Below are 24,775 nucleotides of genomic sequence, written 5' to 3'. Positions count from 1 at the left end.
CCCGAACTCGACCGTCAAATCCCGCTGCGCCAATGGTACTAAGTCTCAAGACTTGGGAGAGTAGGGCACCGCAAGGTCTGCTAAAAACACAAAAGCTCTTCACGATAACCAACACACAAAAGCCCCCAGTCAGAAATGACCGGGGGCTTTCGCTTTTTCTAAAACCACCTTTCGCAGCGCGGAGTCCGACCATGACCAGAAAACTCATTCTCGATACCGATGGCGGCGTCGACGACGCCCAGGCACTGCTCATGCTCATCGCCAATGGCAGAACGCCAGACGCCATCACCACCGTTTTCGGCAATGTCGGGCTCGATGCGGCGACGCGAAATATTCTCACCGTGCTCCAAGTCGCCGGCAAGGACACCGTTCCCGTGCACAAGGGCGCCGACCGCCCCCTCACCCAGCCTGTGATCGACGCCAAATATATCCATGGCGACGATGGCCTTGGTGGGGCACCGCGTCCGGCAACTATCCCGGAAGTCGCTAGCACCAACGGCATCGGTTTCCTTATCGACACGTTCCGCGCCGCAGCAGGGGGCGGTGAGCAAGTCGATCTACTGATGATCGGGCCCCTGACCAATCTGGCGCTTGCGCTGCGGCTTGCTCCCGATATCGTCGAGGGCATCGGCCAGCTCACCATAATGGGAGCAACGGTCTATGGCCGGGGCAATACGACGCCCGCCGCCGAATTCAACATCTATGCCGATCCCGAAGCCGCCGCCATCGTCTTCGGCGCCGATGTCGAAACCCTGGTCGCCCCTTGGGAGCCCTGCGTCACGCATTTCATGACCGGAGAAGAGGTCGAGGCTTTGCTCGCCGAGGTGCCAGACAGTCCAGAAAAAACCTTTTCAGCGGCGCTCGTAGGGCACGCACGCCGGACCACGATCGGCTATGGCGGACCGGATCACTTCCGGTTCGTCGATCCGCTGGCCATCGCGGCGGTGATTGAGCCGGATCTTGTCACCAAAACATTGCAAGCCTCGGTCGATGTTGCCCTTGCGCCTGGCATCACGCGCGGCATGACCGTTGTCGACCCGAGCGGCCGTCTTGGCACCCCTCCGGTTACGTTGATCGAGGAAGCTCGAGTTGACCGGCTCATTGCCCTTTATCGCAATTCAGTGGCCTATCGAGCTTCGTGATTTGGTTCAGCACTCGCGTTGAGGGGGGGCGGAGGTTTGAGCAAGTCTCTGCCGCGCTTGCGTTCTTGTGACCACACTTGGCCGCTTGCGACTTCTCAACGCGCCCGCTTCGGTTCAGAATGAGCCGAGGCAACTTGGGCTTGGGGTGCATGGCAACGATGGATTTCAAGGTTGTGGCGGCCAGCTACAACACCGCGGCCAATATGCTCAACTACACGGCAACCGGCTTGAGAGACGGATTGCGCTTCACGGTATCCTCGCGCGTCAAGTGCCTCAAGGATCCCGGCTCAGCCGAACGTCTCCACATGGTGGTGCTATTGGCTCTGACAGACCACTTCAAAAGGCCCAGTCCGTCGGGCCGACGGTGGTGAGTTCTCGAAGGGAGCTGGAGCGGGTGAAGGGAATCGAACCCTCGTCGTAAGCTTGGGAAGCTTCTGCTCTACCATTGAGCTACACCCGCAGTCCTCTGTAGATGCTGGAAATCGGCGGCGGCGTCAAGCTGCAGACACGAGGAACTCACTCCAGAGCGTCGATCGCCTGTCGCTGCTCCAGCATTTGGAGGAAGATCTTGTAATCACGGTCGAATTGACTGCGAGCAGCCGTGTTTGGGGCGCGCGATGTGCCTCCTTGCTGCATGGCAAGGCATGCCTGGTCAAGGCTGGAATAAATCCCGGCTGCGTTTGCCGCGACCATGGCCATGCCGAGAAGGGTGGCGTCAGGCGTTGCGGGTTCGACCACCGTACAGCCGGTCGCGTCGGCGTAAAGGTCCATCAGCAATGGATTTTTCGTGTGCCCGCCTGTGATGTGCAGGGTGTCGATGGCATAGCCGCGGGTGTTGAGGGTTTCGAGGATGTGGCGCACGCCGAGGGCAATTGAGACGCAGGTCCGCCAATAGAGCCGGCAGAGCGAGTCGAAATCGCTGTCGAGCGTCAGGCCCGAGATCACCCCGAGGGCGAACGGATCGCCAAGCGGCGAACGGTTGCCGTGAAAATCCGGCAGCACGTGCAAGCGGTTAGCAAGGGCCAGACCTTCTATGTCGCGCAGCTCCATGACGCGGCGGCATATGGCGAGGTGTTTGTCACGGGTCGGTTCACCTCCGGCGCCGTGCCAACGGATGATGTGGTCGAGCAAAGCGCCGGTTGCGGACTGGCCGCCCTCATTGAGCCAGACGCCGGGCAGGACGGCGCCAAAGTAGGGGCCCCAGACGCCGGTGGTGGGGCGGTCTTGGGCCGATAAGGCCATGACACAGCTCGATGTTCCGGCGATGAGGGCAAGGTGGCGGTCGATGGTGTCGACATCGGCGGTGAAGGCGCCGAGGACGCCGAGGGCACCGGCATGGGCGTCGATGAGACCGGCGCCGACGCGGCAGTTTTGGGTAAGGCCCAGCTGGGCTGCGGCAGCTTCGGTGAGCGGCCCGAGATCGGCGCCGACGGGGGTGGCAGTGTCAGGAAGCTGAGCTTTTTCAATGAGGTCGTCGAGACCGACAAGATTAAGAAAGTCTTGTTGCCAGCCGGGGATGCGGTGGCCGAGATAGGTCCATTTGCAGGTCAGCGTCGATTGCGACCGGGCAAGGGATCCGGTGGCTTTCCAGGATAAAAAGTCAGCAAGATCAAACATATGGCCAGCGCGGGCCCAGCTTTCCGGCAGGTGGCGCTTAAGCCACATGAGCTTGGGGACTTCCATCTCCGGGGACATGACGCCGCCGGCAAAATGGAGCACCTCATGGCCGATGCGGGTGCATTCGTCGGCTTCCTCAAGGGCCCGGTGATCGAGCCAAACTATTGTATCCCAACGATCTTCTCCGTCTTTTGAGACGGTGACCGGGGCGCCGGCAGCATCGCGGACGACGAGAGAACAGGTGGCGTCAAAGCCGATGCCGACGACATCGGCGGGGTCGGCCTTGGCTTGGTGGAGTGCGGCGCGGACGGCGAGGCAAACGGCGGTCCAGATATCTTCGCTGTCATGCTCGGCAAAATTGGCGTCGGTGCGCCGCATGAGGATCGGATTTTCGTGGCGCGCCAGTATTTTACCGTCACGCGTGAAGACGCCGGCCCGGGCACTGCCGGTGCCTACGTCTACGCCCACCAGGAGGTCTTGCCCCACGCCGTCCTCGCTTCTCCGTCCCGGGCGGAGATTAGCCGAAGGCAGTGGACGCGGCTAGAGGCGGTCTGCGAGATAGGCTTCCAAAGCAGCCTTCGTGCCGTTGGACCATAATGAATTCAAGCACTTGGTGAAGGCGGCGACGAAGGCGGAGGCCTTGGCGAGGTCGCCATAGATGTCGGTCATTTCAAGCCAAGCGGCAGGATTGTCGCGGGCCTTTTGCGCCTGGGTGGTGAGGCGATCCCAGCTCGGATCGTTGGGTTCGATGACGGCGCCGCTCTCGGTCGTGCCGTAGCAATATCGGCACCAGAGTGCGGAAACGAGTGCCAGTCCGGTTTGCATCTGGTTAGCACGTACCCGGTCCAAAGCGGTCGGAATGATGAATTTTGGTTGTCGATTGGAGCCATCGAGGCAAAGTCGGCGGATCGTGTCGCCGATTTTAGGATTGGCGAAGCGACGTTCGCACAGCGACAGGTATTCATGAAGATCAGTGTCGGGCACGGGCGGAACGACCGGAATGATCTCTTCGGTCTCGACCTTGCGGAGGAACGCGGAGACGAGCGGGTGCTCCATCGCCTCGTGGACGAAGTGGATATCCATGAGCCCAGCCGGGTAGGCGATGGTCGCGTGGCCGCCATTAAGGATGCGGATCTTCATGTGCTCATAAGGCGCGACGTCGGGGACGAACTGGACGCCGACCTTTTCGAGTGCGGGGCGGCCGGCGGGGAAATTGTCCTCGAGCACCCATTGCTTGAAATTCTCGCAAAAGACCGGCCAAGCATCTTCGATGCCGAAGCGATCGGCGAGAAGGGTCCGTTCTCGGTCGGATGTGGCCGGGGTGATGCGGTCGACCATGCCATTGGGGAAGGCGACCGAGGTCTTCACCCATTCAGCGAGGGCGGGATCGATCAGGGCGGCGAGACCAGCGACAGCGTTTTCGGTGACGTGGCCATTACCGGGGATGTTGTCGCAGCTCATGACGGTGAAGGGCTGGATACCTGCTTCACGGCGTTTGACGAGGCCGGCAAGGATCAGGCCGAAGGCGGTTTTGGGCGCGTCGAAATTGGCGGCGTCATAGGCGATATCGGGATGAGTTGGATCGAACTTTTGCGAGGCCGGGTCGATATAGTAGCCGCCTTCGGTGATGGTCAGGGACACGATGCGGATGGCGGGGTCGGCAAGCGCAGCGATGACGGCAGCGCTGTCGCCGGGTTTCAAGTAATCGATCATGACGCCGGTGATGCGGGCGGAGCTTGTGTCCGCTTCCTGCTCGACGACGGTTGTCAGCCAATCCTGGCCCATCAACTTTTGGCGCATGGCTTCATCGGTGTCGCGGACGCCGGCGCCGATCAGGGCCCAGTCATGGCCTTCGCCAGTGTTGAAGAGCGCATCGAGATATACGGCCTGGTGGGCGCGGTGGAAGTTGCCGACGCCGAAATGGACGATGCCGGGGGTGAGGTCGGCGCGTGTGTAGTGCGGGACCGCGGCACTGGTGATGGCAGGCAGGGTGGCGGCGGAGAGTTTGGTCATTTTGGTCGTCCTACTGCGCCCCCATGAGACCTCATGGTGAGCCTGTCGAACCACGAGGTCGGGTTCACTGAAACTTTGTGCCACGACCTCGTGGTTCGAGGCTTTGCTGCGCAAAGCGCCTCACCATGAGGTCTACTTGTAGATCGTGGCCGGTTAAACCCAGCCGATTTAGATCGCATTGCCTGCGGCGTCGAATTTGTAGATGCGGGTCGGGTCGGGTGTCAGGTAGACGACGTCGCCGTGGTTGAACGTCTGGTCGCCATCGGTGCGGACGGTCATGAGGCCGAGGCCATCGGTTTGGACGTGGAGGAAGGTGTCCGAACCGAGTTGTTCGGCGACGCCGACCGTGCCCTTCCAGGCGCCTTCCGTGGTCGAGAGACGGAAATGTTCGGGGCGGACGCCGATGGAGTGGGCGCTGTGCTTTGTGGCTTCCGCGCCATCGACGAAGTTCATCTTGGGCGAGCCGATGAAGCCGGCGACGAAGCGGTTGGCGGGCTTTTTGTAGAGATCGAGCGGGGAGCCGAACTGCTCGACATTGCCGGCATTGAGCACGACAATGCGGTCGGCCATGGTCATGGCTTCGACCTGGTCGTGGGTGACGTAGATCATCGTGGTTTTCAGCTGCTGGTGCAGCTCGGTGATTTCGAGGCGCATGTTGACGCGGAGGGCCGCGTCGAGGTTCGAGAGGGGTTCGTCAAAGAGGAAGGCTTTGGGTTCGCGCACGATGGCGCGGCCGATGGCCACCCGCTGGCGCTGGCCGCCGGAAAGGGCACGCGGGCGGCGATCGAGATAGGAGCCGAGGTTGAGCGTGCGGGCGGCATAGTCGACCTTCCGGTCGATCTCGGCTTGCGGGACTTTCGCCATTTTGAGCGGAAAGGCGATGTTGTCTCGCACGCTCATATGCGGATAGAGCGCATAGGACTGGAACACCATGGCCAGGCCTCGCCGGGCGGGCGGTGCGTCGGTAACGTCTTGGCCATCGAGGAGGATTTTGCCCGAGGTCGTGTCTTCAAGGCCTGCGATGAGGCGAAGAAGGGTGGACTTGCCGCAGCCGGAGGGACCGACAAAGACGACGAATTCACCGTCGCGAATATCGAGAGAGATATCGGGAATGATCTCGACTTCGCCGAAGGACTTGTTGACGTGTTCGAGGGTGATGGAACCCATTTTAGCGGTCCTTCCGATTGATGTAGGCAAACGCCGAGCCTTGCACCTTTCCCCTAAGGGAGGTTGCCGCGATAGCGCCGGGTGAGGGGTTCAGCATCGCAGTTCCTGCCGAGGGGCCTTCACCCCTCACCCCAGCTTTGCCAGGTCGCTGCGCTCCCGGCGACGCTACCCTCACCCCTAAGGGGCGAGGGGACGACAGAGCCGCGGCTTGGGCGTGGATCGCGTTTGTGATGAGCCACGGTTGGTCCCCTCGCCCCTCAGGGGAGAGGGTTAGGGTGAGGGGTGCGGTCGCTGTGGCTTGAGCTGTGAGACTGAACCCCTCACCCGGCGCGTGCGCGCCGACCTCTCCCCTCAGGGGCGAGGTGAAGGAAGAGCCCCCCTCCCTGACACTCCCCGCAAGGGGGAGGGTGTCGACTGAGAGTTTTGTGCCCGTCATTTCACCGCACCGAATGTGAGCCCGCGAACCAGCTGCTTCTGGCTGAACCAGCCGAGGAGGAGGATGGGGGCGATGGCAAGGAGGGAGGCGGCGGAGAGTTTGGCGAGGAAGAGGCCTTGCGGGGATGAGAAGGAGGAGATGAAGGCGGTCAGCGTGCCGGCTCGGCCCGAGGTGAGCGTGATGGTCCAGAAGGCTTCGTTCCAGGCGAGGATGACGTTGAGCAGCAGCGTCGATGCGATGCCGGGGACTGCCATGGGCACGAGGACATGGGTGATCTCGTTCCAAAGTTCGGCGCCGTCCATGCGGGCGGCTTCGAGGATATCGACCGGGATTTCCTTGAAGTAGGTGTAGAGCATCCACACGATGATCGGCAGGTTGATCAGGGTCATGATGAGCGTCAGCCCATGCACGGTGTCGAGGAGACGCAGGTCCCGGAAGATCAGGTAGATTGGGATCAGCACACCGACGGCCGGCATCATCTTGGTCGAGAGCATCCACATTAGAATGTCCTTGGTGCGTTTGGATGGTGCGAAGGCCATGGACCAGGCGGCGGGGATGGCGATGATGAGCCCGAGAAGGGTCGAGCCCAGGGAAACAATGATCGAGTTGGTGGCGTGCTTGAAATAGTCCGACCGATCCTGCACGGCGCCGAAATTTTCGAGCGTGAAGGTTTGCGGGAAGAAGGTCGGCTGGGCGGCAATGGCTTCGGCTTCGGTCTTGAAGGCGGTGAGGATCGTCCAGAGAATTGGCGAGAAGAGGAGGAGGGCGATGGCCCAGGCGAGGACGGTGAAGCCGATGCGGGTTTGGATGGGTGCGCGGCGGGCCATTTTATCTGATCTCCGCTGACATATTGCAGATCTCGCAACTATCGCCCCCTCTCCCCTCAGGGGAGAGGGTGGGGGTGAGGGGTGAAGGCCCTTCAGCAGGAATGTTGAAGCTGAACCCCTCATCCGGCCCTTCGGGCCACCTTCTCCCCTCAGGGGAGAAGGGAAGGTGGTTAGAGATGGGGGCGACTTGGAAAGAACTACGCATCGAGATTCTTCCCCACGGCGCGCATCAGGAAGATGGCGACGATATTGGCGATGATGACGGCGACGACGCCGCCTGCGGAGCCGGCGCCGATGTCGTTGGAGAGGATGCCGGTGCGGAAGACGAGGAAGGTGATGTTGGTCGAGGCATAGCCGGGGCCGCCGCCGGTGGTGACGCGGATTTCAGCGAAGATGCCGAGAAGGAAAATGGTTTGGATCAGGATCACGATGGTGATCGCCCGGGCCATGTGCGGCAGGATGATGAAGCGGAAGCGATTGGCGGCGTTGGCGCCATCCATCTCGGCGGCCTCGCGCTGTTCTTCCGAAAGGGACTGGAGGGCAGTGAGAAGGATCAGTGTCGCAAAGGGCAGCCATTGCCAGGCGACGATGACGATGACCGAAAACAGCGGATATTGGTTGAACCAGTCGATCGGCTGGAGGCCGAAGAATTTCCACAAGTGCCCGAGCATGCCGTAGCCGGGATGCATGAAGCCGTTTTTCCAGATCAGCGCGGCAACGGGCGGCATGACGAAGAAGGGAGAGATGACGAGGATGCGCAGGATCCCCTGGCCCCAGATCGGCTGATCGAGCAGAAGCGCGAGGAAAGTGCCGCCGATGATGGTGATAAGGAGGACGCCGCCGACCAGAAGCAGCGTGTTGATCAAGGACTGGGTGAAACTGGGATCGCCGATGACATAGACGTAGTTCGCCCAGCCGGCGAAGCCGGTCATCATCGGGTTCAGAAGATTGTAGTTCTGAAACGAGAACCACAGCGTCATGACCAGCGGCACGATCATCCAGATCAGAAGCACGATGACGGCCGGCGCCATCATGGTGCGCGCCAGGGCGCGGGTTTGTTTGGTGGCCATGGAATGATCCGTCTTGAAGCCGAACTTGGGGCCGCTGTCCCCTCTCCCCTGAGGGGAGAGGGTTAGGGTGAGGGGTTGACCCTCACGGCAGGTCGGAGGGTCTGAACCCCTCACCCGACCCTTTGGGGCGACCTCTCCCCTCAGGGGAGAGGTGATCGGGGCTCCCGGTCTGCGGAAGAATCCCCGATTGGTCGCAAGAGAGCGCTACTTGATATAGCCGGCGCGGGTCATGTCGCGGGTGGTGGCGTCCTGAGCCTGGGCGAGGGCGTCGTCGGCGCTCATTTGTCCGGCAAGCGCGGCCGAGAAGAGCTGACCGACATTGGTGCCGATGCCGGCGAACTCGGGGATGGCGACGAACTGCACCCCGGTATAGGGCACGGGATCGACCGTGGGATTGTTGGGGTCGGCCGAGTTGATTGACGCCAGGGTCATTTCGGCAAAGGGCGCCGCGGCCTGATACTCAGGGTTTTCGTAGAGCGAGGTGCGGGTGCCCGGAGGCACGTTGGCCCAGCCATCCTGTGCGGCGACGAGATCGAGATAGGCCTTGTCGGTGGCCCAGCCGATGAATTGTTCGGCCGCTTCCGCATTCTGCGAGGAGGCGGGAATGGCGAGCGACCAGGCCCAGAGCCAGTTGCCGCGCTTGCCAAGGCCATTGTCGGGCGCCTGGGCAAAGCCGACCTGATCGGCAACGGTTGAATCATCGGGATTGGTGACGAAGGAAGCGGCGACCGTGGCATCGATCCACATGCCGCACTTGCCCTGCTGGAAAAGGGTCAGGTTTTCATTAAAGCCGTTGGAGGAGGCGCCGGCCGGGCCGGCATCGGCCATCAGGGAGAGATAGGTGTCGAGCGTTTCCTTCCACTGCGGAGAATCGAACTGGGGGACCCAGTTTTCATCGAACCAGCGGGCGCCGAAAGAATTGGACATGGCCGTGAGGAAGGCCATGTTCTCTCCCCAGCCGGCCTTGCCGCGGAGGCATATGCCGTTGATGTCATTGGCCCGATCGGTCATGGCGCGAGCCGCTTCGCCGATGAATTCCCAGGTGGGGGCATCGGGCATCTCGAGCCCGGCCTTTTCCATCAGGTCGGTGCGATACATGATGAAAGAGCTCTCGCCGTAGAACGGGGCGGCATAGAGCTTGCTGTCGAGCGAAAGGCCGCCGCGGATGGCGGGGAGGATATCGTCGACATCGTATTCGCTATCAGCGCTGAGCGCATCGAGCGGCTTGAGCCAGCCCTGCTTGGCCCAGATCGGGGCTTCATAGGTGCCGATGGTCATGATGTCATATTGGCCGCCATTGGTGGCGATGTCGGTGGTGACGTTCTGGCGTAGCGTGTTTTCCTCGAGCACGACCCAGTTGAGTTCGATGCCGGTTTCCTCGGTGAAGGCGCTCGAAAGACCCTGCATGCGGATCATATCGCCATTGTTCACAGTGGCAATGGTAAGCGTCTGGGCCGAGGCCGAGCCGACCAGGGCAAGCGTCATCGCGCCCACGAAAAGGGGTGTCAGTTTCATTGAATTCCTCCCAAGACGAAGCGAATTTTTGCTCTCGTCCTGAGCAAATGTTCACCAGCTGAGCGAAAGTGTCAAGCGGGGTGTTTTTGCTCGTCGGGTGCAAAGTTGTAACGGCGTGGAAAGCTAGGCCAGCAGCATTTCGGCCGTGGCTTCGTCGGTGATGATGCCGTTGGCGAGGCCGCTCTTGAGGGCGGCGCGGATGGCGGCGGCCTTGCTGCGGCCCATGGCGAGGGCAATCACTGGTCCCTTAGGAATCGGAGCGGAGGCGACGCGGTCATTGGTGAGGCCGGCGATCAGTTCGCCCGAGGAATCGAAGGTCCAGCCGCAGATTTCGCCGACTGCACCGGCTTTAAGGAGTTCGGCGTGTTCGGCCTCGGTGATGAAGCCGTCGAGAAGGAGCGGCGCATCGGGGCCGAGATGGCCGACGCCGACAAAGGTTATCTGAGCCTGGGCGGCAAGGGTGAGGGTTGCTTCGATCATCGCCTGGGTGTGGAGGAGCTGGCGCTCCTTGGCCGATGAGGCGATCACCGGCAGGGGCATGGGGAAAGAGCGCGCCTTGACGGTGTCGGCAACGTTGAAGATGACGTTGTAAAATGCGGCAGAGCCATCGGGGGCGATATTGCCGGTGAGCGACACGACCTTGTGCTGGGGGCACTCCATAGGCTGGATCTGCTCGATGGCTGCCTTGAGCGTCCGGCCGGTGCCGATGGCCATGGTGATGGGTTCGGCCCGCGTCAGCCAGCGTTCGATCTCGGCCGCGCCCGCTTCGGCAAGGCCCATCGTAGTCGATTGACTGGCGGGATCGGAGGGTACGATTTCGACGGTTTCGAGCACGAAACGGGACTTTATCCGTGCACCCAGATCCATGCAGCGCCCGATTGGGTGATCGAGCCGGACCTTGATCAGGCCCTCGCTGACTGAGAGCGAAACGAGCCGCTGCGCCGATTGACGCGAAATGCCCATCTTGGCGGCGATTTCTTCCTGGGTATTGCCCGCAACATAGTAGAGCCAGCCCGCGCGCGCCGCGTCGTCCAGCCGGGTCGCCGAATTGTCCTGTCGGGCTGCCATGGTGCTTATTCCCCTTTGCTTGGGGATTATGCCCAACGCGCTCCAGCCGCAAGCACGTTTGTCCGATAACCTGGCTCAGCCTGTTGCGACTTACTGCTGAGTCCCCGCCCGGCTGACATTCGTTGCCATGACCAATGCGGATGGGCGGAGCTGGAGCCGGGTGGGGTGACCCGGCTTCAGGTCGGCATCAGGCGGCTTCGACGAAGCGGTGGCGTTCGTAGAGGAATTTGAGCACTGCTTCGCGGCAGCGCAGATAAGTGCGGTCGGTGGCGAGTTCGAGCCGGCGGCGCGGCCGGTTGAGGGGAACGGCGAGCACTTCCCCGATCGTGGCGGCCGGACCATTGGTCATCATGACGATGCGATCGGACAGCAGCACGGCTTCGTCGACATCGTGAGTGATCATGATCATCGTATTGCCCAGCCGCTGGTGAATATCCATCATCTGGTCCTGCAGATGCGCACGGGTAAGCGCGTCAAGCGCTCCGAAGGGTTCGTCGAGCAGCAGGATTTTCGGTTCCATAGCCAGCGCCCGGGCAATCCCCACGCGCTGTTTCATGCCGCCCGAGATTTCGGTGGGGCGTTTGTCGCGGGCATGGGCCATCTGCACCAGGTTAAGATTGTCCATGATCCAGCTGTGACGCTGGGCCGGGGTCTTGGTGCGGCCGAAGACTTTTGCGACCGCCAAATTGACGTTCTCGTAGACCGTTAGCCAGGGCAGGAGCGAATGGTTCTGGAAGACCACGGCGCGGTCGGGGCCGGGGGCGTTTACCTCGGCATTTTCGAGGATGATGCCGCCGGTCGTCACCTCGGTCAGCCCGGCGATAAGGTTAAGAAGGGTGGATTTTCCGCAGCCGGAATGGCCGATGATGGAAACGAATTCACCCTGTTCGATCTCAAGATCGATATTGCGCAGCACTTCGGTGCTCGATGCGCCCCGGGCAAAGGTCTTGCCGACCCTGGAAATCTGCAGATAACTCATGGACGGATCCTCAATTTCTGGCTGTGCCGCGGGTGACGATGGTGCCGAGAAGGGCGACGAGCCGGTCGAGCACGAAGCCGACCACGCCGATATAGACAAGGGCGACGATGATGTCGGTCAGGCGCGAACTGTTCCAGGCATCCCAGATGAAAAAGCCGATGCCGACGCCGCCGGTCAGCATTTCGGCGGCAACGATGGCGAGCCAGGACAGGCCCACCCCGATCCTGAGGCCGGAAAAGATATAGGGCGCGGCAGCAGGCACCATGATGCGGGTGAAAAATTCGAGCTGGTTGAGGCGCAGGACGCGCGCGACATTGCGATAGTCTTCGGGAATGTTGCGCACGCCGACAGCTGTGTTGATGATGACCGGCCAGATGGCGGTGATAAAGATCACGAAAATGGCCGAAGGGCCGCTATCCATGAATGCGGCAAGCGAAATCGGCAACCAGGCGAGCGGCGGGACCGTGCGCAGGATCTGGAAGAGGGGGTCGAGCCCGCGCATCATCCAGATCGACTGTCCGACAAGGGCTCCGAGCGCTACACCCACAAGCGCGGCAAGGCCAAAACCGACCGCCACCCGCTGGAGCGAGGTGAAAACGCGCAGGCCAAGGCCGATATCCTGCGAGCCATAAACAAAGAAGGGATCAACAATCAGATCGTAGCTTTCGGTCCAGACCTGGCTGGGCGGCGGCAAGGACGAGCCGGGCTGGGAAAACACCACCTGCCAGACCGCCAGCAGCACGGCCAGAACCACGAGCGGTGGCAGGATGGTTCTAGCAAGATTGGCTGCGATTGCCGCAAAGGCGATGCGGCGCGAGGCGGGCCTGAGCGCCGTAACCGTGGCGGTGGTCCGGGGCTTGAGCGGGATGGCGGCGATGGGCGTGTCGGTGGTCGCAGGCAGCGTCATGGGGCTCTCCGCAAGAGGGGGGACGACCGGCATGGGCATGCCGGCACGTGAAATCAGGCGAGGGTCTTGATGGCGAGGCTGTCGAGATAGCTCTGCGGATCGGCGGGATCGAAAATCTTACCGTCAAAGAAGGTTTCGACGCCGCGGCTGTCGCCCTCGGGCAGGTCGGTGAGGCCGAGTTCGCGCGCGGCCTCAAGCCAGAGATCGGCGCGATTGGTGTTATCGACCATGGCTTTGACATCGGTTGCGGCAGGGAAATAACCCCACCGGATGTTTTCGGTCATGAACCAGGTGTCGAGGCTCTTCCAGGGATAGGAGGTTTCGCCGCGCTCGCCCCAGAACTTCATGTAAAGATCGGTGCCCGCTTCAACCCGGCCATTGCCGTAATTGATGTCGCCCTTGATGCGGCCGATGATGTCGGTGACGGGCACGTTGTACCACTGGCGGCGGCCGATGATTTCGGCCATCTCCTGCTTGTTGTCCATGCTTTCGCACCATTGCTGGGCTTCCATCACCGCCATCAAAATTGCGCGCGTGGCATTGGGATTGGCGTCGACCCAGTCGGCCCGCATGCCCAGGATCTTTTCGGGATGGCGGGACCAGAGTTCGCCCGTCGTGGCGGCGGTAAAGCCGATCCCCTGGTTGACGAGCTGCTCGTTCCACGGCTCGCCCACGCAGAAGCAATCCATGGTTCCCACTTTCATGTTGGCCACCATTTGCGGTGGGGGCACGACGATGACGCTGACATCCTCGTTGGGCACGATGCCGCCGGCGGCAAGCCAGTAGCGGATCCAAAGATCATGCGTGCCGCCGGGGAAGGTCATAGCGGCGGAAGGCGCCTTGCCTTCGGCGCGGGCGCGGGCGAACGCCTCCTTGAGGGGACTCGCATCGAGCCCGACGCCGAGATCGGCATAAGACTGGGCGACGGACAGGCCCTGACAGTCCTCGTTGAGATTGAGCAGCGTATACATCGGCAGCGGCTGATTGTTCTGGGTCACGAGGCCGGCCGAATAAAGGTGGACCTTAGGGCGCAGGATGTGGCCGCCATCGATGCCGCCATTGGCTGAGCCGAGGGCCATGTTGTCCCGCGTCGCGCCCCAGCTCGCCTGCTTTTCGACCGAGATCTCGGGCAGGCCGTATTTATCGAAGAGGCCTTTCTCCTTGGCGATGATCAGGGGAGCAGAGTCGGTCAGGGCGATATAGCCGAGACGGGTGCCCGCGACCTCCGGCCCCGACCCTTGCGCATGTGCGCCAACGGGGAAAAGCGCGCGGGCGGCCAGAAGCGTTGCGGCGGTGGCAGAGGCGCCTTTCAGAAAGGAGCGGCGGGTGGGCTTGGTCAGGGGCATCGCGGTCTCCAGAATGCAGCGAGCGAGAAACAAAAAAAGCCGCCAACAAGAAACGAACCGACGGATGCCGATCGTGACCTGTTGGCGGCTTTGCCTGTGAACGCCCAGCATTGGACGTCGATCTTTGAAGAAAGCGTTGCAGATTCCGTGCCAGATTGTTCTGGGGCGGAATCTTAGTGGATTAGGAAGAGGTTAGGTTTCAGCGCGCTCGCAGCGGAAGGAGGGGCAGCATCTTGCGCACCGCACAATGAAGTGGCAAATCGCGCAAGAAACAATCAGTTCTGCAGGCTGATTGTTATCTAGGCAAAGCGGGTTCAGCCCGGAAAAGGGCGGAAGTGCTTTGACAGTTTCAGGGTCTGGGCCTGATAATTGGAGCCGAGCGCGGAGCCATAGAGCCGGTCCGGTTTTTCGGCGAGCGTTTCATAGATCAGCCTGCCAATGATCTGGCCATGCCCAAGCAGAAACGGAACCTCGCGGCTGCGCACTTCGAGCACGGCGCGGCTCCCCGTACCCCCGGCCAGGGAATGGCCGAAGCCGGGATCGAAAAAGCCGGCATAATGAACGCGGAATTCCCCGACCAGCGGATCGAAGGGCACCATCTCGGCGGCGTGGCTCGGGGGCACGTGGACGGCTTCGTGCGAGACGAGAATATAGAATTCGTCTGGATCGAGAGTGAGTTCGGGACGGCCGCGGCTATAAAGCGGCTCCCAGAAATCGAGGACGTCGAGCGCGCCTTTCCGGTCAACATCGACAACGGCGGTATGGCGCTTGGAGCGGAAGCCGATCAGCCCGTCCCGGCCTTCGCCGAGGAGATCGATCGAGAGCGCGACACCCTCGCCAACCGGCTGTTCGCCGCCGATCACCAGCGTGTCGCTCAGGTGCAGCGACTGGTGCTCGGCCGGGCTGAGGCGCGTGTCGCCACAGCGGAACCGCATCTGTGACAGGCGCGAGCCAGTGCGCACGAGAATGGGGAAGGTGCGCGGGCTCACTTCGAGATAAAGCGGGCCTTGATAGCCCGCTTTCATCTGATCAAAGCCGCGGGCGCGATCCCCGATTACGCGGGTAAAGACATCAAGGCGCCCAGTCGAGGATTTGGGATTGGCCGAGGCGCTGACGCCCTCGGGCAGATCGAGGCTTTCCTGAAGGGGCACGAGATAGACGCAGCCGCGCTCGAGTACGGCACCGCGCGTCAGGTCGATTTCATGGAGTTTCAACGCCTCGATGCGCTCGGCCATGGAATGGGCAGGACCGGGCAGGAAGCTCGAGCGCACGCGATAGGCGATATCGCCGAGGCGCAGATCAAGGCTCGCGGGCTGGACCTGATCGGGATCGAAAGCGCGATCGGTCAGAATGGCGCCCTGGGTGTGGAGCTTTTCGATGAGGCGAGCGGGAAAGACGCCTTGCGGCCAGTGTTCGTTCATCATGCCACCCTGCACTCTCGCCCGGTGCGTCCCGGCGATCCAACTGCGCCCTTGTGCCAAGGATGGATTGTCCGGACAAGCCGGGCAATGACGATAATTGCGAAACCTCTGCGCTCTTGGTTCTATCTGGAGTTTGTACCACCCCCGAAATGTCACCCCGGCGAAGGCCGGGGCCTACCCTGAGATATCAAGCTGGGCCCCGGCCTTCGCCGGGGTGACATTTTGGGGGTGGGGTTGCGTCTCTTGTATCTGACAAGCCCGCTCTGGATTTTGGCCGCGCGATTGACGGCATCGGCCAATTGCGGTTTAGTCCGGTTCAGTGGTGATTTGGCCGGTCGCTTGCAGCCACTTTAAACAAGTTGCTAAAGACCGTTTTTGGAACCGGCCGCCAACGCGCGCCGGTTTTTTGTTGGAGGCAGAGCCATGTCCAAAGAAAACAACCCCCTCATCGACCCCAAGCGGCACGCAGCGGCGACGCAGATGGTTCATGGCGGCGGCAAGCGCTCGCCCTTCAACGAGACCAGCGAAGCGATTTTCCTGAACTCGGGCTATTCTTATCCCAGCTCGCAGCACGCCGAAGACCTGTTTCAGGGAAAGATCCCCGGCGCGCACAACTATTCCCGCTTCGCCAACCCGACCGTCGACATGTTCGTCGAGCGCATGGCGCTGATCGAGGGTGCGGAGGCCGGGCGCGCCTTTGCCTCGGGCATGGCGGCGGTGACCAATGCGGTGATGAGCCAGGTGCGGGCCGGCGACCATATCGTTGCGGCACAGGCGCTGTTCGGCGGGTGCCGCTACGTGGTGGAAGACTACGCGCCCCGCTTCGGGGTCGAATCCACCCTGGTCGATGGGCGCGATCCGGAGAATTTTGCAAGGGCCATGCGGCCCAATACCAAGGTGGTCTTTATCGAGACGCCTACCAATCCGACGCTGGAACTGGTCGACATCAAGGCGGTGGCCGAGATTGCCCATCGCCATGGCGCCAAACTGATCGTCGACAATGTGTTCTCGACCGCGCTCTACCAGAAGCCGCTTGAGCTCGGCGCCGATCTCGTCACCTATTCGGCGACCAAGCATATCGACGGGCAGGGCAGGGTGCTGGGCGGCGTGGTGCTTGGGTCGAAGGCTTTGATCGAGGCCGATGTTCATACCTTCCTGCGCCAGACCGGGGCGACGCTGAGCGCCTTCAACGCCTGGGTGCTGCTCAAGGGGCTCGAAACCTATGCGCTGCGGATCGAGCGCATGACCGACAGCGCTGAGAAAGTCGCAAAGGCGCTGGCCGCCCATCCCAAGGTCGGCCGGGTCATCTATCCGCACGAAAAGAGCCATCCGCAATATGATCTGGCCAAGCGGCAGATGTCGCGTGGCTCGACGCTTTTGGCGCTCGACGTCAACGGCGGGCAGGAGGCGGCATTCGCGCTCTCGGATTCGCTGGCGGTGATCCTGATCTCCAACAATCTCGGCGATGCCAAATCGCTGATCACCCATCCCCGCACAACGACCCATGCACGATTGACCGAGGAAGTTCGGCTCGAAACCGGGGTGACGCCGGGGCTCCTGCGCCTGTCGGTCGGGCTTGAGGATGCCGATGACCTGATTGCCGATCTGCACTTTGCGCTGGATCAGGTGTGATGCTGCGCTCGTCACGAGACCCCTTCCTAGCCTCCCGCTCCCAGGGGAAGACCAGGTGGGGGTTAGCAGCGCTAGCTGCCCTTACGCTGGCGCTCGCCGGCCCGGCCATTGCCCAGCCATTGCCCTATCATGCCGATCCCGACGCGCGGGAGATCCTGCCCATGGGGTCGGTGCCGGCAATCCGGTTTTTGACCACGACGGATTTTCCACCCTTTAATTTCCGCGACGGCGGCGGCGAACTCGTCGGGTTCAATGTCGATCTCGCGCGCCGGATCTGCGCCGAGGTCAATATCGCCTGTACGCTCCAGGCCTGGCCCTGGGATCAGGCGGCCGATGCGCTCGCCGATGCGCAGGGCGATGCACTGATTGCTGGACTCGCCATTACGCCGGAAAACGGCGCGCGCTTTGATTTTTCAGCGACCTACCTTGCCCTGCCGGGGCGCTTCGTCGCCCAGGCCGGGGATGCCGAAGGCTTTTCGCCCGGAGCGCTGAGCGGCAAAACGGTGGGGATCCGCGAGGGGAGTGCGCATGCCCGCTTCATGGAGCGCTACCTGCCCTCCGTAGCAAGGCAAGGCTTTTCGAGCGAGATCGCAGCGCTCGACGCCCTGCGCGATGGCGCGATAGACGCCTATTTCGGCGATGCGATGCGCGCTTCGTTCTGGCTCAACGACAATCCCGAATGCTGCCTTTTTGCCGGCGACGCCTATTTTCGGCCCAAGCTGTTCGGCGAGGGGCTGACCATTGCCGTTCCCGCCGGCAATGACACGGTGCGCCACGCCATCGACTGGGCGCTGGTGCGGCTCAAGGAGAATGGCGCGCTCGACGAGCTTTACCTGCGCTGGTTCCCGGTCGGGTTTTATTGAGGGGTCTGACTTAGCCTGGCAGGCGCCTATGACGCGCGCGGGCTGCGACTTCGATGGCGGCGGTGGTGAGCCGGTCAAGGCTTAGCTTGTCGCGCAGCATTTCAAGGAAGCGCAGTTCTTCCTGCTCGAGGCGCAGGTCGACTGCCGTGACCTCGACGGCCAGCGCATAGGCTGTGTCCTCGAGCTTCTTGGGCAGGGCGGCAAGGGCATTGTCCATTACCGTGTCGAGCCCGTCGGGCCCATTGAGCATGTCTGCGCAGTCATTCACCACATCGGCAAGGCGCGACTTCTCGAACCCTTCGAACACCGGCAGCCGGTCGATCAGCGCCTGAATTCGAAAAAGTTCGCGCTCGGTCATGGAACTGTCCGAGGAGGCGGCGACGATCATCAGGTGGATCAGCGCGTCTTGTGGATGGGTCATGGCGGTTCCGGCAAAAGGACGAGATGCAAAACTAGGATGGGCGCAGTGGTTTCGCAACCACCTGCGACATTGACGCGAGGGCAAGGGAATGCGACACCGCGCTGTCTCTTCCCTTCTTTTTCCGAAAGGCAGCCGCCCAGTGTCGCCCGCCGCTTTGCCCGCTCTTGACCCATCCTTTTTCGAGCCCGCGCAGTCCGCTCGCGCCTGGCCGTTCGAGGAAGCCCGCAAGATCGTCAAACGGCTGGAAAAGTCGGGTAAGGGTGAAGCCCTGTTCGAAACCGGATATGGCCCATCGGGCCTGCCCCATATCGGCACTTTTGGCGAAGTGGCGCGCACCACCATGGTGCGCACGGCCTTTCGGCTTTTGACGCGCGACCAGATTCCGACGCGGCTTCTGTGCTTTTCCGACGATCTCGATGGCATGCGCAAGATCCCAGACACGGTCCCCTCCAAGGAGGCGATGGAGCCGCATCTGCAAAAGCCGCTGACCTCGGTTCCCGATCCCTGGACCAACGAATATGCGAGTTTTGGCGATCACAACAACGCCATGCTCCGGCGCTTCCTCGACACCTTTGGGTTCGACTACGAGTTCGCGAGCGCCACCGAATATTACCGGTCGGGCAAGTTCGACGCCGTGCTCTTGCGCGCCGCCGAACGGTATGACGACATCATGGGCGTCATGCTGCCCACCCTGGGGGCAGAGCGGCAGGCGACCTATTCCCCGTTCCTGCCGATCTCCCCGATTTCGGGCCGCGTGCTCTATGTCCCGATGAAGGAAGTCAATGCCAAGGACGGCACCATCACCTTCGCGGACGAAGACGGCCGCGACACCACGGTCCCGGTCACCGGCGGCAATGTGAAGCTGCAGTGGAAGCCCGATTTCGGGATGCGCTGGGCCGCTCTCGGCGTCGATTTCGAAATGTTCGGCAAGGATCACCAGACCAACCAGTCGATCTATGACCGGATCTGCGCAATCCTCGGTGGCACGCCTCCGGAACATTACGTTTACGAACTGTTCCTCGACAGCGAAGGCCAGAAGATCTCCAAGTCCAAGGGCAATGGCCTGACCATCGATGAATGGTTGACCTATGCGCCGACCGAAAGCCTGGGGCTCTATATGTTCCAGAAGCCGCGCGTTGCCAAGCGCCTGCATTTCGACGTCATTCCGCGGGCCGTGGACGAATATGCCACCTTCGTTGCTGCCTATGAAAGGCAGGACGCGGCGGCGCGTCTCGAAAACCCGGCCTTCCATGTCCACTACGGCGATGTGCCCAAGATCGACATGCCGGTGACCTTTGCGCTGCTGCTCAATCTGGCGACTGCATCCAATCCGGAGACGCCCGAAGTCATGTGGGGCTATATCTCCGCCTATGCGCCGGGGATTTCGGCCAAGACGCATCCGCATCTTGATGCGCTGGTCGGCTACGCCATGCGCTACTTCCGCGATTTCGTGAAAAAGAGCTACCGGGCGCCGGATGAGGTCGAACGTTCAGCGCTCGACGCGCTGTCGGCAGCTTTCGCCGAACTGCCTCCCGAGGCAGCCAACGAGGATATTCAGAACGCCGCGCTCGACGTGGCGCGTACCTTTGAGCGCTATCAGGACCACACCAAAAAGAGCCCGACCGGCGGCCCCGGCGTCTCCGGCGAGTTCTTCCAGATGCTCTACCAGGTCTTGATCGGCCAGGAACGCGGGCCGCGCTTTGGATCTTTCGCCGCGCTCTACGGCATCGACAATACGCGCCGCCTGATCGCCGATGCGCTGGCCGGGAAAATGCTGGCCTAGCGATTTCACTTAAGTCTGGGAAGCCAAATGCCCGGACTTGCATTATACTGACTTGATCTGTGTCAGGCCGAGCGCCTCCGAGGGACGATACGTGCAAAGAGGTCTTTGGGGGATGGCGCTGCTGGGCCACGCGGAGTGGCTCCGGAAGCGGCCGGGCGCAGCCTATGGGCTGGGCGTCCTTGCTTTCGCGCTGGCGCTCGCCGTCCGCTTCGGCCTCAACGACGTTCTGCCGTCGGGCTTTCCCTATCTTACCTTTTTCCCCGCCGTGCTGCTGACCGCGTTTTTCTGCGGAACGGGGCCGGGTCTGCTGGTGGCTGGCCTCTCGATCCTGGCGGCCTGGTATTGGTTCATTCCCCCGTTCAGCAGCCTTGCGCTCGACGGGCAGAGTGCGATCGCGGTGATCTTTTTCGTCGTGATCCTGTCGGCCGACATCCTGATCATCCACGTGATGACGGCCGCGCTGCGCCGGCTTGGGGAAGAGCAGGCGCGCACCGCGGCGCTGCTCGACAAGCAAAAGACGCTGTTCGAGGAACTGCAGCACCGCACGGCCAACAACATGGCCTTTATCAGCGCGCTCCTGTCGATGCACCGGCGGCGAGTGGGCACACAACCCGAAGCCGTCTCCGCCTTTGAAGATGCTTCGACCCGGCTCGATTCCATGGCGCGCATTCACCGGCGGCTATATGATCCGACCAATAGCGAACTGGCGCTCGAGATCTATTTGTTCGAGCTGCTGCGCGATGTGCTCAACGGCGCCGGGCGCGAGAATGTCGATGTCAAGGTTCTCACCGCGATCGACCGGCTCGACGTCAACCGCCTGCTTACCCTGTCATTGATCGTGAGCGAGCTGGCAACCAATGCCGTCAAGCATGCCTTCAAGGATGGCGCGGGCAACTTTTCGATCGAACTCGAGCGTGATGGGGCCGATCTGGTGCTGGTGGCGCGTGACGATGGGCCGGGTTTTCCCGAAGGGTTCGATCCCTCCCAAAGCGACCGGCTCGGCTTCCGGGTGCTGTCGAGCTTTGCCCGTACGCTCGATGGCACGCTGAGCTTTCACTCGGACAATGGCGCTGTGACACGCCTGACCTTTCCAGCGGAAAATGTCGGGATCACCAAGGCGGCCGAATAGCGCTTACTGGCTCGCCCAGATGATGCGCGCCATCCATTCGATGTCGCGGATATCGAGGATGCGGGGCGTGTAGGCGGGGTTGATGGAGTGAAGTTCGATCTGCTTGGCGGTTTGGCGGGCAAGGATCTTGGCCATGACCTCGCCCTCGCGCGTCTTGACGACAACGCGGTCGCCACGGCGGACCTGCTCGGTTGGGGAGACGACGATGCGGTCGCCTTCGCGATAAAGCGGCTCCATGCTGTCGCCCGAGATTTCGAGCGCATAGATGCCGTGTTCATCGGGCGTGGGAAGGGCCACTTCGTCCCAGCCATGGCCGAGCGGATGCCCGGCGCTGTCGAAATAGCCGCCGCTACCGGCCTGGGCCATGCCGAGCAGCGGAATATTGCGCAGGCCGGTTTCACTAAAACCGCCGGGAGCGGAGAGGAAGGCGCCTGAGCCGCCAAGGAAACTATCGAAGCTTTCCCCCGTAGCCTCGAGAATCTTGGAAATGCTTTCGGTCGAGGGCCAGCGCTCCCGGCCATCCTTGCTGATGCGTTTGGAAACATTGAAGGCAGTCGCATCGAGCCCAGCAAGCTTGGCGAGCGCGGACACGGACACGCCATGGCGGCGCGCCAGAGCGTCAATCCCGTCCCAGATGGCCCTGTGTGAAAGCATGAGCGCTGCCGCCGAGGAAAGTGATCTCATTGAAGGAAACTTGTCCTACTTTATCTGGGGGGAGGGCGTGTGTAAAGCGGTGGGCGATCACGCTTGCCGTCCTGCGCGGGCCCCATTAGGGTCCGGCCATGCCACACCCCGAGCTCATCTACAAAATCACCACCGCCGCGGCTTTTGCGCCAGCCCGACTTTCCGGCGCTTTTGCGGGCATGCCCATCGATGCTGCCGATGGCTACATGCACTTTTCGACCGCAGCGCAGCTGGCCGAAACGCTGCGGCTGCATTTTGCCGGCCAAAGCGATCTTCTGCTGCTCGCGGTCCGGACCGGCGATCTCGGCACAAGGCTCATGTGGGAGCCCTCCCGCGGAGGACAGCTGTTTCCGCACCTTTATGGTGGTCCGCTGAGCCTTGCCGATATCGTGTGGGAAGAAGCCATCAGCGTTGCCGCAGATGGATCCACCGTCCTGCCTTCTGGTGTGAAATGATCTTTTCCGCTTTTTCTCCGCTTCTGCGCAATCCCGGCCTTGCCAATCTGACGCGCGATGCGCTGTTGCGCATGGATCCGGAGACCGCGCATGGCGCGACGATCACCGCCTTGCGCATGGGGCTCGCGCCGCAGCAGGAGCATGCCGACGGCGCCGAACTGGCCACGAACCTTTGCGGGCTCGAACTCAAGAACCCGGTCGGCATGGCGGCAGGGTTCGACAAGAATGCCGAAGTGCCGCGCCCCTTGGCGCTGATGGGGTTCGGCATGGTCGAGATCGGCACGGTGACGCCGCGTCCGCAGGCGGGCAATCCCAAGCCGCGGCTTTTCCGCATTGCCGCGGCTGATGGCGTGATCAACCGCATGGGCTTCAACAATGAAGGGCACGAGGCGGCTTTCGAGCGCTTGAAGGGGCTGCGCGTGCCGGCAGCGCTTGGGGTCAATATCGGCGCCAACAAGGACAGCGAGGATTTCGTGGCCGACTATGTGCTCGGTGTCCAGCGCTTCGGCGATCTTGCCGACTATCTGACGGTTAATATTTCCTCGCCCAATACGCCGGGCCTGAGAAACCTGCAGGCCGACGAAGCGCTGACGCGCCTGCTCGATACGGTTCTAGCGGCGCGCGCCAGGGCGAGGACACGGGTGCCGGTGCTGCTCAAGATCGCGCCCGACCTGGACGAAGCGGCCATGGACGCAATTGCCCGGGTGATCCTCGCCACCGATCTCGACGGGCTGATCGTGTCCAACACGACAGTTTCACGCGATCCGATCATGGGCATGGAGAATGCGGGAGAAACAGGAGGCCTTTCCGGCAAGCCGCTGTTTCCGCTTGCAACGCGGCGTCTCGCGCAGATGCGTCAGCGCGTCGGTGCATTGCCTATCGTTGGAGTCGGCGGCATCCACTCGCCGCAAACCGCGCTCGACAAGTTCGAAGCCGGAGCCGATGCCATCCAGCTTTATTCCGCGCTCGTCTTCGGCGGGCTCGACCTGCTCGACCGCATCAAGCGTGGTCTGGTGGCGGGTGTGCGGGCTGCGGGCAAGAAGACCATCGCCGAACTCGTGGGCACGAAGACGGATGTTTGGGCGCGGGGCGAGTAGGTTCTACCGGGCTTAGGATTTACCCCCACCTAGCCTCCCCCTCCAGAAGGGGGAGGGATCTGCCGGTGGCTCCCCGGTATCGCGGCAGGTGCTGATCTGTTCCTCCCTTGTTCAAGGGGGGTAGGTGGGGTGTCGGGAGCCCCACGACAGCTCTCCTATTCCCTCACATCGAGGGTAATCACCACATCGGCGCGGTCGGACGAGAGCATGACGCGGTCGTAATTGGGCAGGTCGTTGCGTGCGATATGGGCGCGATTGCGCTCCTCGGTAAAAAGCCCCTCCGCGGCATGTCGCTTCAACAGCCGCGCCGCAACGATGTCGCGTGGAACGGAAATGAAGAACGAGAGATCAAGCAGCGGACGCACGCCGGACCATGGCGCCTCATCGAGCAGCAGGTAATTGCCTTCGACCACCAGCACCCGCGCCTCGGCCGGAACGGTGAACGCGTTTTCGACCGTGTCTTCGATCTTGCGCGAATAGCAGGGGCCGCTGACCGGCGCCGTTGCCTTTTTTAGCGAACCGATGAAATCGACAAAGGCCTGGGCTTCGAAGGTGTGCGGCGCGCCCTTGAAATCGGTCTGGCCCATGGCTTCGAGCCGGGCGTGCTTGATGTGGAAGCCATCCATGGGCACAAGCGCCCCGCGGCTTGGAGCGCCAGCGTTGAGCGCTGCGACGAGTTCGGCCGCCAGCGTCGACTTGCCGACGCCTGGGCCACCAGCGATCCCGATGGCAATGCGCCTGTCTTCCTGCGCCAAAGCTTCGGCACGGGCAACAAGCCAGGAGAGCGCTGCCTCGGGGGTCAGATGCACCGGTCAGCGGCCGCGCAGCAGGCGCAGGACCAGCCAGATCGGTACCACAAGAGCGGCGCCGGCCAGAGTATATTCAGCTATCTGCCGGAAGACGCCGGCCCCGTCGCGGAAGGCATCGTGGATTGCATCCACCGCGCCGCGCACGAGATCGGCCGCATCGAAGCCGAAAATGGCCATGATGACGCCGACAAGCAGCGAAATAAGGGCCAGCTTGACAAGGAGCGCCACCGGCCGGTCGCCCAGAATACGCTCCAGCATGGAACGGGATGCGGGGCGGCTGTCTTCACTCATGGCTCGGCTCCGTTTGGCAGTGTTGAGACCATCATATAGACATGTGGCCGATTTACAGTAGGTGCGCGTTGTCAGTTTTTGCGTCCTGTCCTTCTTTGGGTTT

At 62.1% G+C, this 24,775-nt stretch carries 23 protein-coding genes, 1 tRNA gene and 1 riboswitch; of the genes, 8 read left to right on the top strand and 16 right to left on the bottom strand.

What is annotated here, in order from left to right; all coding sequences use genetic code 11:
• The first annotated feature begins 191 nt into the window (after positions 1-191).
• Complete coding sequence (locus BM364_RS13110; protein ID WP_092425262.1) at positions 192-1,142, top strand: nucleoside hydrolase; 951 nt, start codon at positions 192-194, stop codon at positions 1,140-1,142.
• Between the two features lie 158 nt (positions 1,143-1,300).
• Positions 1,301-1,513 (top strand): hypothetical protein, encoded by a 213-nt coding sequence (locus tag BM364_RS13105; protein ID WP_139232589.1) that lies wholly within the window; start codon positions 1,301-1,303, stop codon positions 1,511-1,513.
• A 15-nt stretch (positions 1,514-1,528) separates the two neighbouring features.
• Here BM364_RS13105 and BM364_RS13100 read toward each other — a convergent pair.
• The 12 genes from BM364_RS13100 to BM364_RS13040 all read right to left on the bottom strand — a co-directional run bounded on the left by BM364_RS13100 (position 1,529) and on the right by BM364_RS13040 (position 15,508).
• Positions 1,529-1,602, bottom strand: a tRNA-Gly gene (locus tag BM364_RS13100).
• A gap of 56 nt (positions 1,603-1,658) precedes the next feature.
• Entirely contained in the window at positions 1,659-3,245 is a 1,587-nt protein-coding gene (locus BM364_RS13095) for an FGGY-family carbohydrate kinase (protein ID WP_092425258.1), read from the bottom strand.
• Positions 3,246-3,299: 54 nt separating this feature from the next.
• Complete coding sequence (locus BM364_RS13090; protein WP_092425256.1) at positions 3,300-4,772, bottom strand: mannitol dehydrogenase family protein; 1,473 nt, start codon at positions 4,770-4,772, stop codon at positions 3,300-3,302.
• A gap of 168 nt (positions 4,773-4,940) precedes the next feature.
• Positions 4,941-5,939 (bottom strand): ABC transporter ATP-binding protein, encoded by a 999-nt coding sequence (locus tag BM364_RS13085; protein WP_092425254.1) that lies wholly within the window; start codon positions 5,937-5,939, stop codon positions 4,941-4,943.
• Between the two features lie 432 nt (positions 5,940-6,371).
• A complete protein-coding gene (locus BM364_RS13075) occupies positions 6,372-7,202 on the bottom strand; it encodes a carbohydrate ABC transporter permease (protein ID WP_092425251.1) in 831 nt (276 codons plus the stop codon).
• Positions 7,203-7,399: 197 nt separating this feature from the next.
• Positions 7,400-8,272 (bottom strand): carbohydrate ABC transporter permease, encoded by an 873-nt coding sequence (locus BM364_RS13070; RefSeq protein WP_092425249.1) that lies wholly within the window; start codon positions 8,270-8,272, stop codon positions 7,400-7,402.
• Positions 8,273-8,476: 204 nt separating this feature from the next.
• Positions 8,477-9,787: an ABC transporter substrate-binding protein gene (locus BM364_RS13065; protein WP_092425247.1), complete on the bottom strand. Its 1,311-nt coding sequence runs from the start codon at positions 9,785-9,787 to the stop codon at positions 8,477-8,479.
• Positions 9,788-9,910: 123 nt separating this feature from the next.
• A complete protein-coding gene (locus BM364_RS13060) occupies positions 9,911-10,855 on the bottom strand; it encodes a sugar-binding transcriptional regulator (RefSeq protein ID WP_092425245.1) in 945 nt (314 codons plus the stop codon).
• 187 nt (positions 10,856-11,042) lie between these two features.
• Positions 11,043-11,834 (bottom strand): ABC transporter ATP-binding protein, encoded by a 792-nt coding sequence (locus tag BM364_RS13055; protein WP_092425243.1) that lies wholly within the window; start codon positions 11,832-11,834, stop codon positions 11,043-11,045.
• 10 nt (positions 11,835-11,844) lie between these two features.
• Complete coding sequence (gene ntrB, locus BM364_RS13050; RefSeq protein WP_092425371.1) at positions 11,845-12,741, bottom strand: nitrate ABC transporter permease; 897 nt, start codon at positions 12,739-12,741, stop codon at positions 11,845-11,847.
• Between the two features lie 53 nt (positions 12,742-12,794).
• On the bottom strand, positions 12,795-14,087 hold the full coding sequence (locus BM364_RS13045; RefSeq protein ID WP_244542865.1) for a CmpA/NrtA family ABC transporter substrate-binding protein: 1,293 nt from the start codon (positions 14,085-14,087) through the stop codon (positions 12,795-12,797).
• A gap of 314 nt (positions 14,088-14,401) precedes the next feature.
• Positions 14,402-15,508 (bottom strand): 2'-deoxycytidine 5'-triphosphate deaminase, encoded by a 1,107-nt coding sequence (locus BM364_RS13040; RefSeq protein ID WP_092425369.1) that lies wholly within the window; start codon positions 15,506-15,508, stop codon positions 14,402-14,404.
• Between the two features lie 309 nt (positions 15,509-15,817).
• Positions 15,818-15,893: riboswitch (SAM riboswitch) on the top strand.
• Positions 15,894-15,931: 38 nt separating this feature from the next.
• On the opposite strand from BM364_RS13040, the gene metZ reads away from it, so the two are divergent.
• A complete protein-coding gene (gene metZ, locus BM364_RS13035; RefSeq protein ID WP_092425239.1) occupies positions 15,932-17,140 on the top strand; it encodes an O-succinylhomoserine sulfhydrylase in 1,209 nt (402 codons plus the stop codon).
• Positions 17,140-18,003 (top strand): transporter substrate-binding domain-containing protein, encoded by an 864-nt coding sequence (locus BM364_RS13030; protein ID WP_092425237.1) that lies wholly within the window; start codon positions 17,140-17,142, stop codon positions 18,001-18,003. The genes metZ and BM364_RS13030 overlap by 1 nt, the downstream gene beginning before the upstream one ends.
• A 10-nt stretch (positions 18,004-18,013) precedes the next feature.
• Here BM364_RS13030 and BM364_RS13025 read toward each other — a convergent pair whose 3' ends face one another.
• A complete protein-coding gene (locus BM364_RS13025) occupies positions 18,014-18,424 on the bottom strand; it encodes a tellurite resistance TerB family protein (protein ID WP_092425235.1) in 411 nt (136 codons plus the stop codon).
• 139 nt (positions 18,425-18,563) lie between these two features.
• On the opposite strand from BM364_RS13025, the gene BM364_RS13020 reads away from it, so the two are divergent.
• Both BM364_RS13020 and BM364_RS13015 read left to right on the top strand, forming a co-directional pair.
• Positions 18,564-20,207 carry a lysine--tRNA ligase gene (locus BM364_RS13020; RefSeq protein WP_244542864.1) on the top strand — a complete coding sequence of 548 codons (1,644 nt, stop codon included), beginning with the start codon at positions 18,564-18,566 and terminating at the stop codon, positions 20,205-20,207.
• 112 nt (positions 20,208-20,319) lie between these two features.
• Entirely contained in the window at positions 20,320-21,336 is a 1,017-nt protein-coding gene (locus tag BM364_RS13015; RefSeq protein ID WP_092425232.1) for a sensor histidine kinase, read from the top strand.
• Positions 21,337-21,339: 3 nt separating this feature from the next.
• On the opposite strand, the gene BM364_RS13010 is transcribed toward BM364_RS13015, so the two are convergent.
• On the bottom strand, positions 21,340-21,990 hold the full coding sequence (locus tag BM364_RS13010; protein WP_092425230.1) for a S24 family peptidase: 651 nt from the start codon (positions 21,988-21,990) through the stop codon (positions 21,340-21,342).
• A gap of 128 nt (positions 21,991-22,118) precedes the next feature.
• Here BM364_RS13010 and BM364_RS13005 point away from each other — a divergent pair, with 128 nt between their 5' ends.
• Together BM364_RS13005 and BM364_RS13000 are read left to right on the top strand one after the other, a co-directional pair.
• Positions 22,119-22,475 carry a DUF952 domain-containing protein gene (locus BM364_RS13005; RefSeq protein ID WP_092425229.1) on the top strand — a complete coding sequence of 119 codons (357 nt, stop codon included), beginning with the start codon at positions 22,119-22,121 and terminating at the stop codon, positions 22,473-22,475.
• Positions 22,472-23,572 carry a quinone-dependent dihydroorotate dehydrogenase gene (locus BM364_RS13000; RefSeq protein WP_092425227.1) on the top strand — a complete coding sequence of 367 codons (1,101 nt, stop codon included), beginning with the start codon at positions 22,472-22,474 and terminating at the stop codon, positions 23,570-23,572. Before BM364_RS13005 ends, BM364_RS13000 begins: the two co-directional genes overlap by 4 nt.
• Before the next feature lie 155 nt (positions 23,573-23,727).
• Here BM364_RS13000 and BM364_RS12995 read toward each other — a convergent pair whose 3' ends face one another.
• Positions 23,728-24,381, bottom strand: a complete 654-nt coding sequence (locus BM364_RS12995) for a nucleoside/nucleotide kinase family protein (RefSeq protein WP_092425226.1) — start codon at positions 24,379-24,381, stop codon at positions 23,728-23,730.
• A 3-nt stretch (positions 24,382-24,384) separates the two neighbouring features.
• Positions 24,385-24,672 carry a DUF6460 domain-containing protein gene (locus BM364_RS12990; protein ID WP_139232588.1) on the bottom strand — a complete coding sequence of 96 codons (288 nt, stop codon included), beginning with the start codon at positions 24,670-24,672 and terminating at the stop codon, positions 24,385-24,387.
• Positions 24,673-24,775 lie beyond the last annotated feature (103 nt).

Source organism: Devosia crocina, assembly GCF_900116545.1.
Taxonomy (GTDB): domain Bacteria; phylum Pseudomonadota; class Alphaproteobacteria; order Rhizobiales; family Devosiaceae; genus Devosia; species Devosia crocina.
This window is presented reverse-complemented; position numbering and strand designations above follow the sequence as displayed.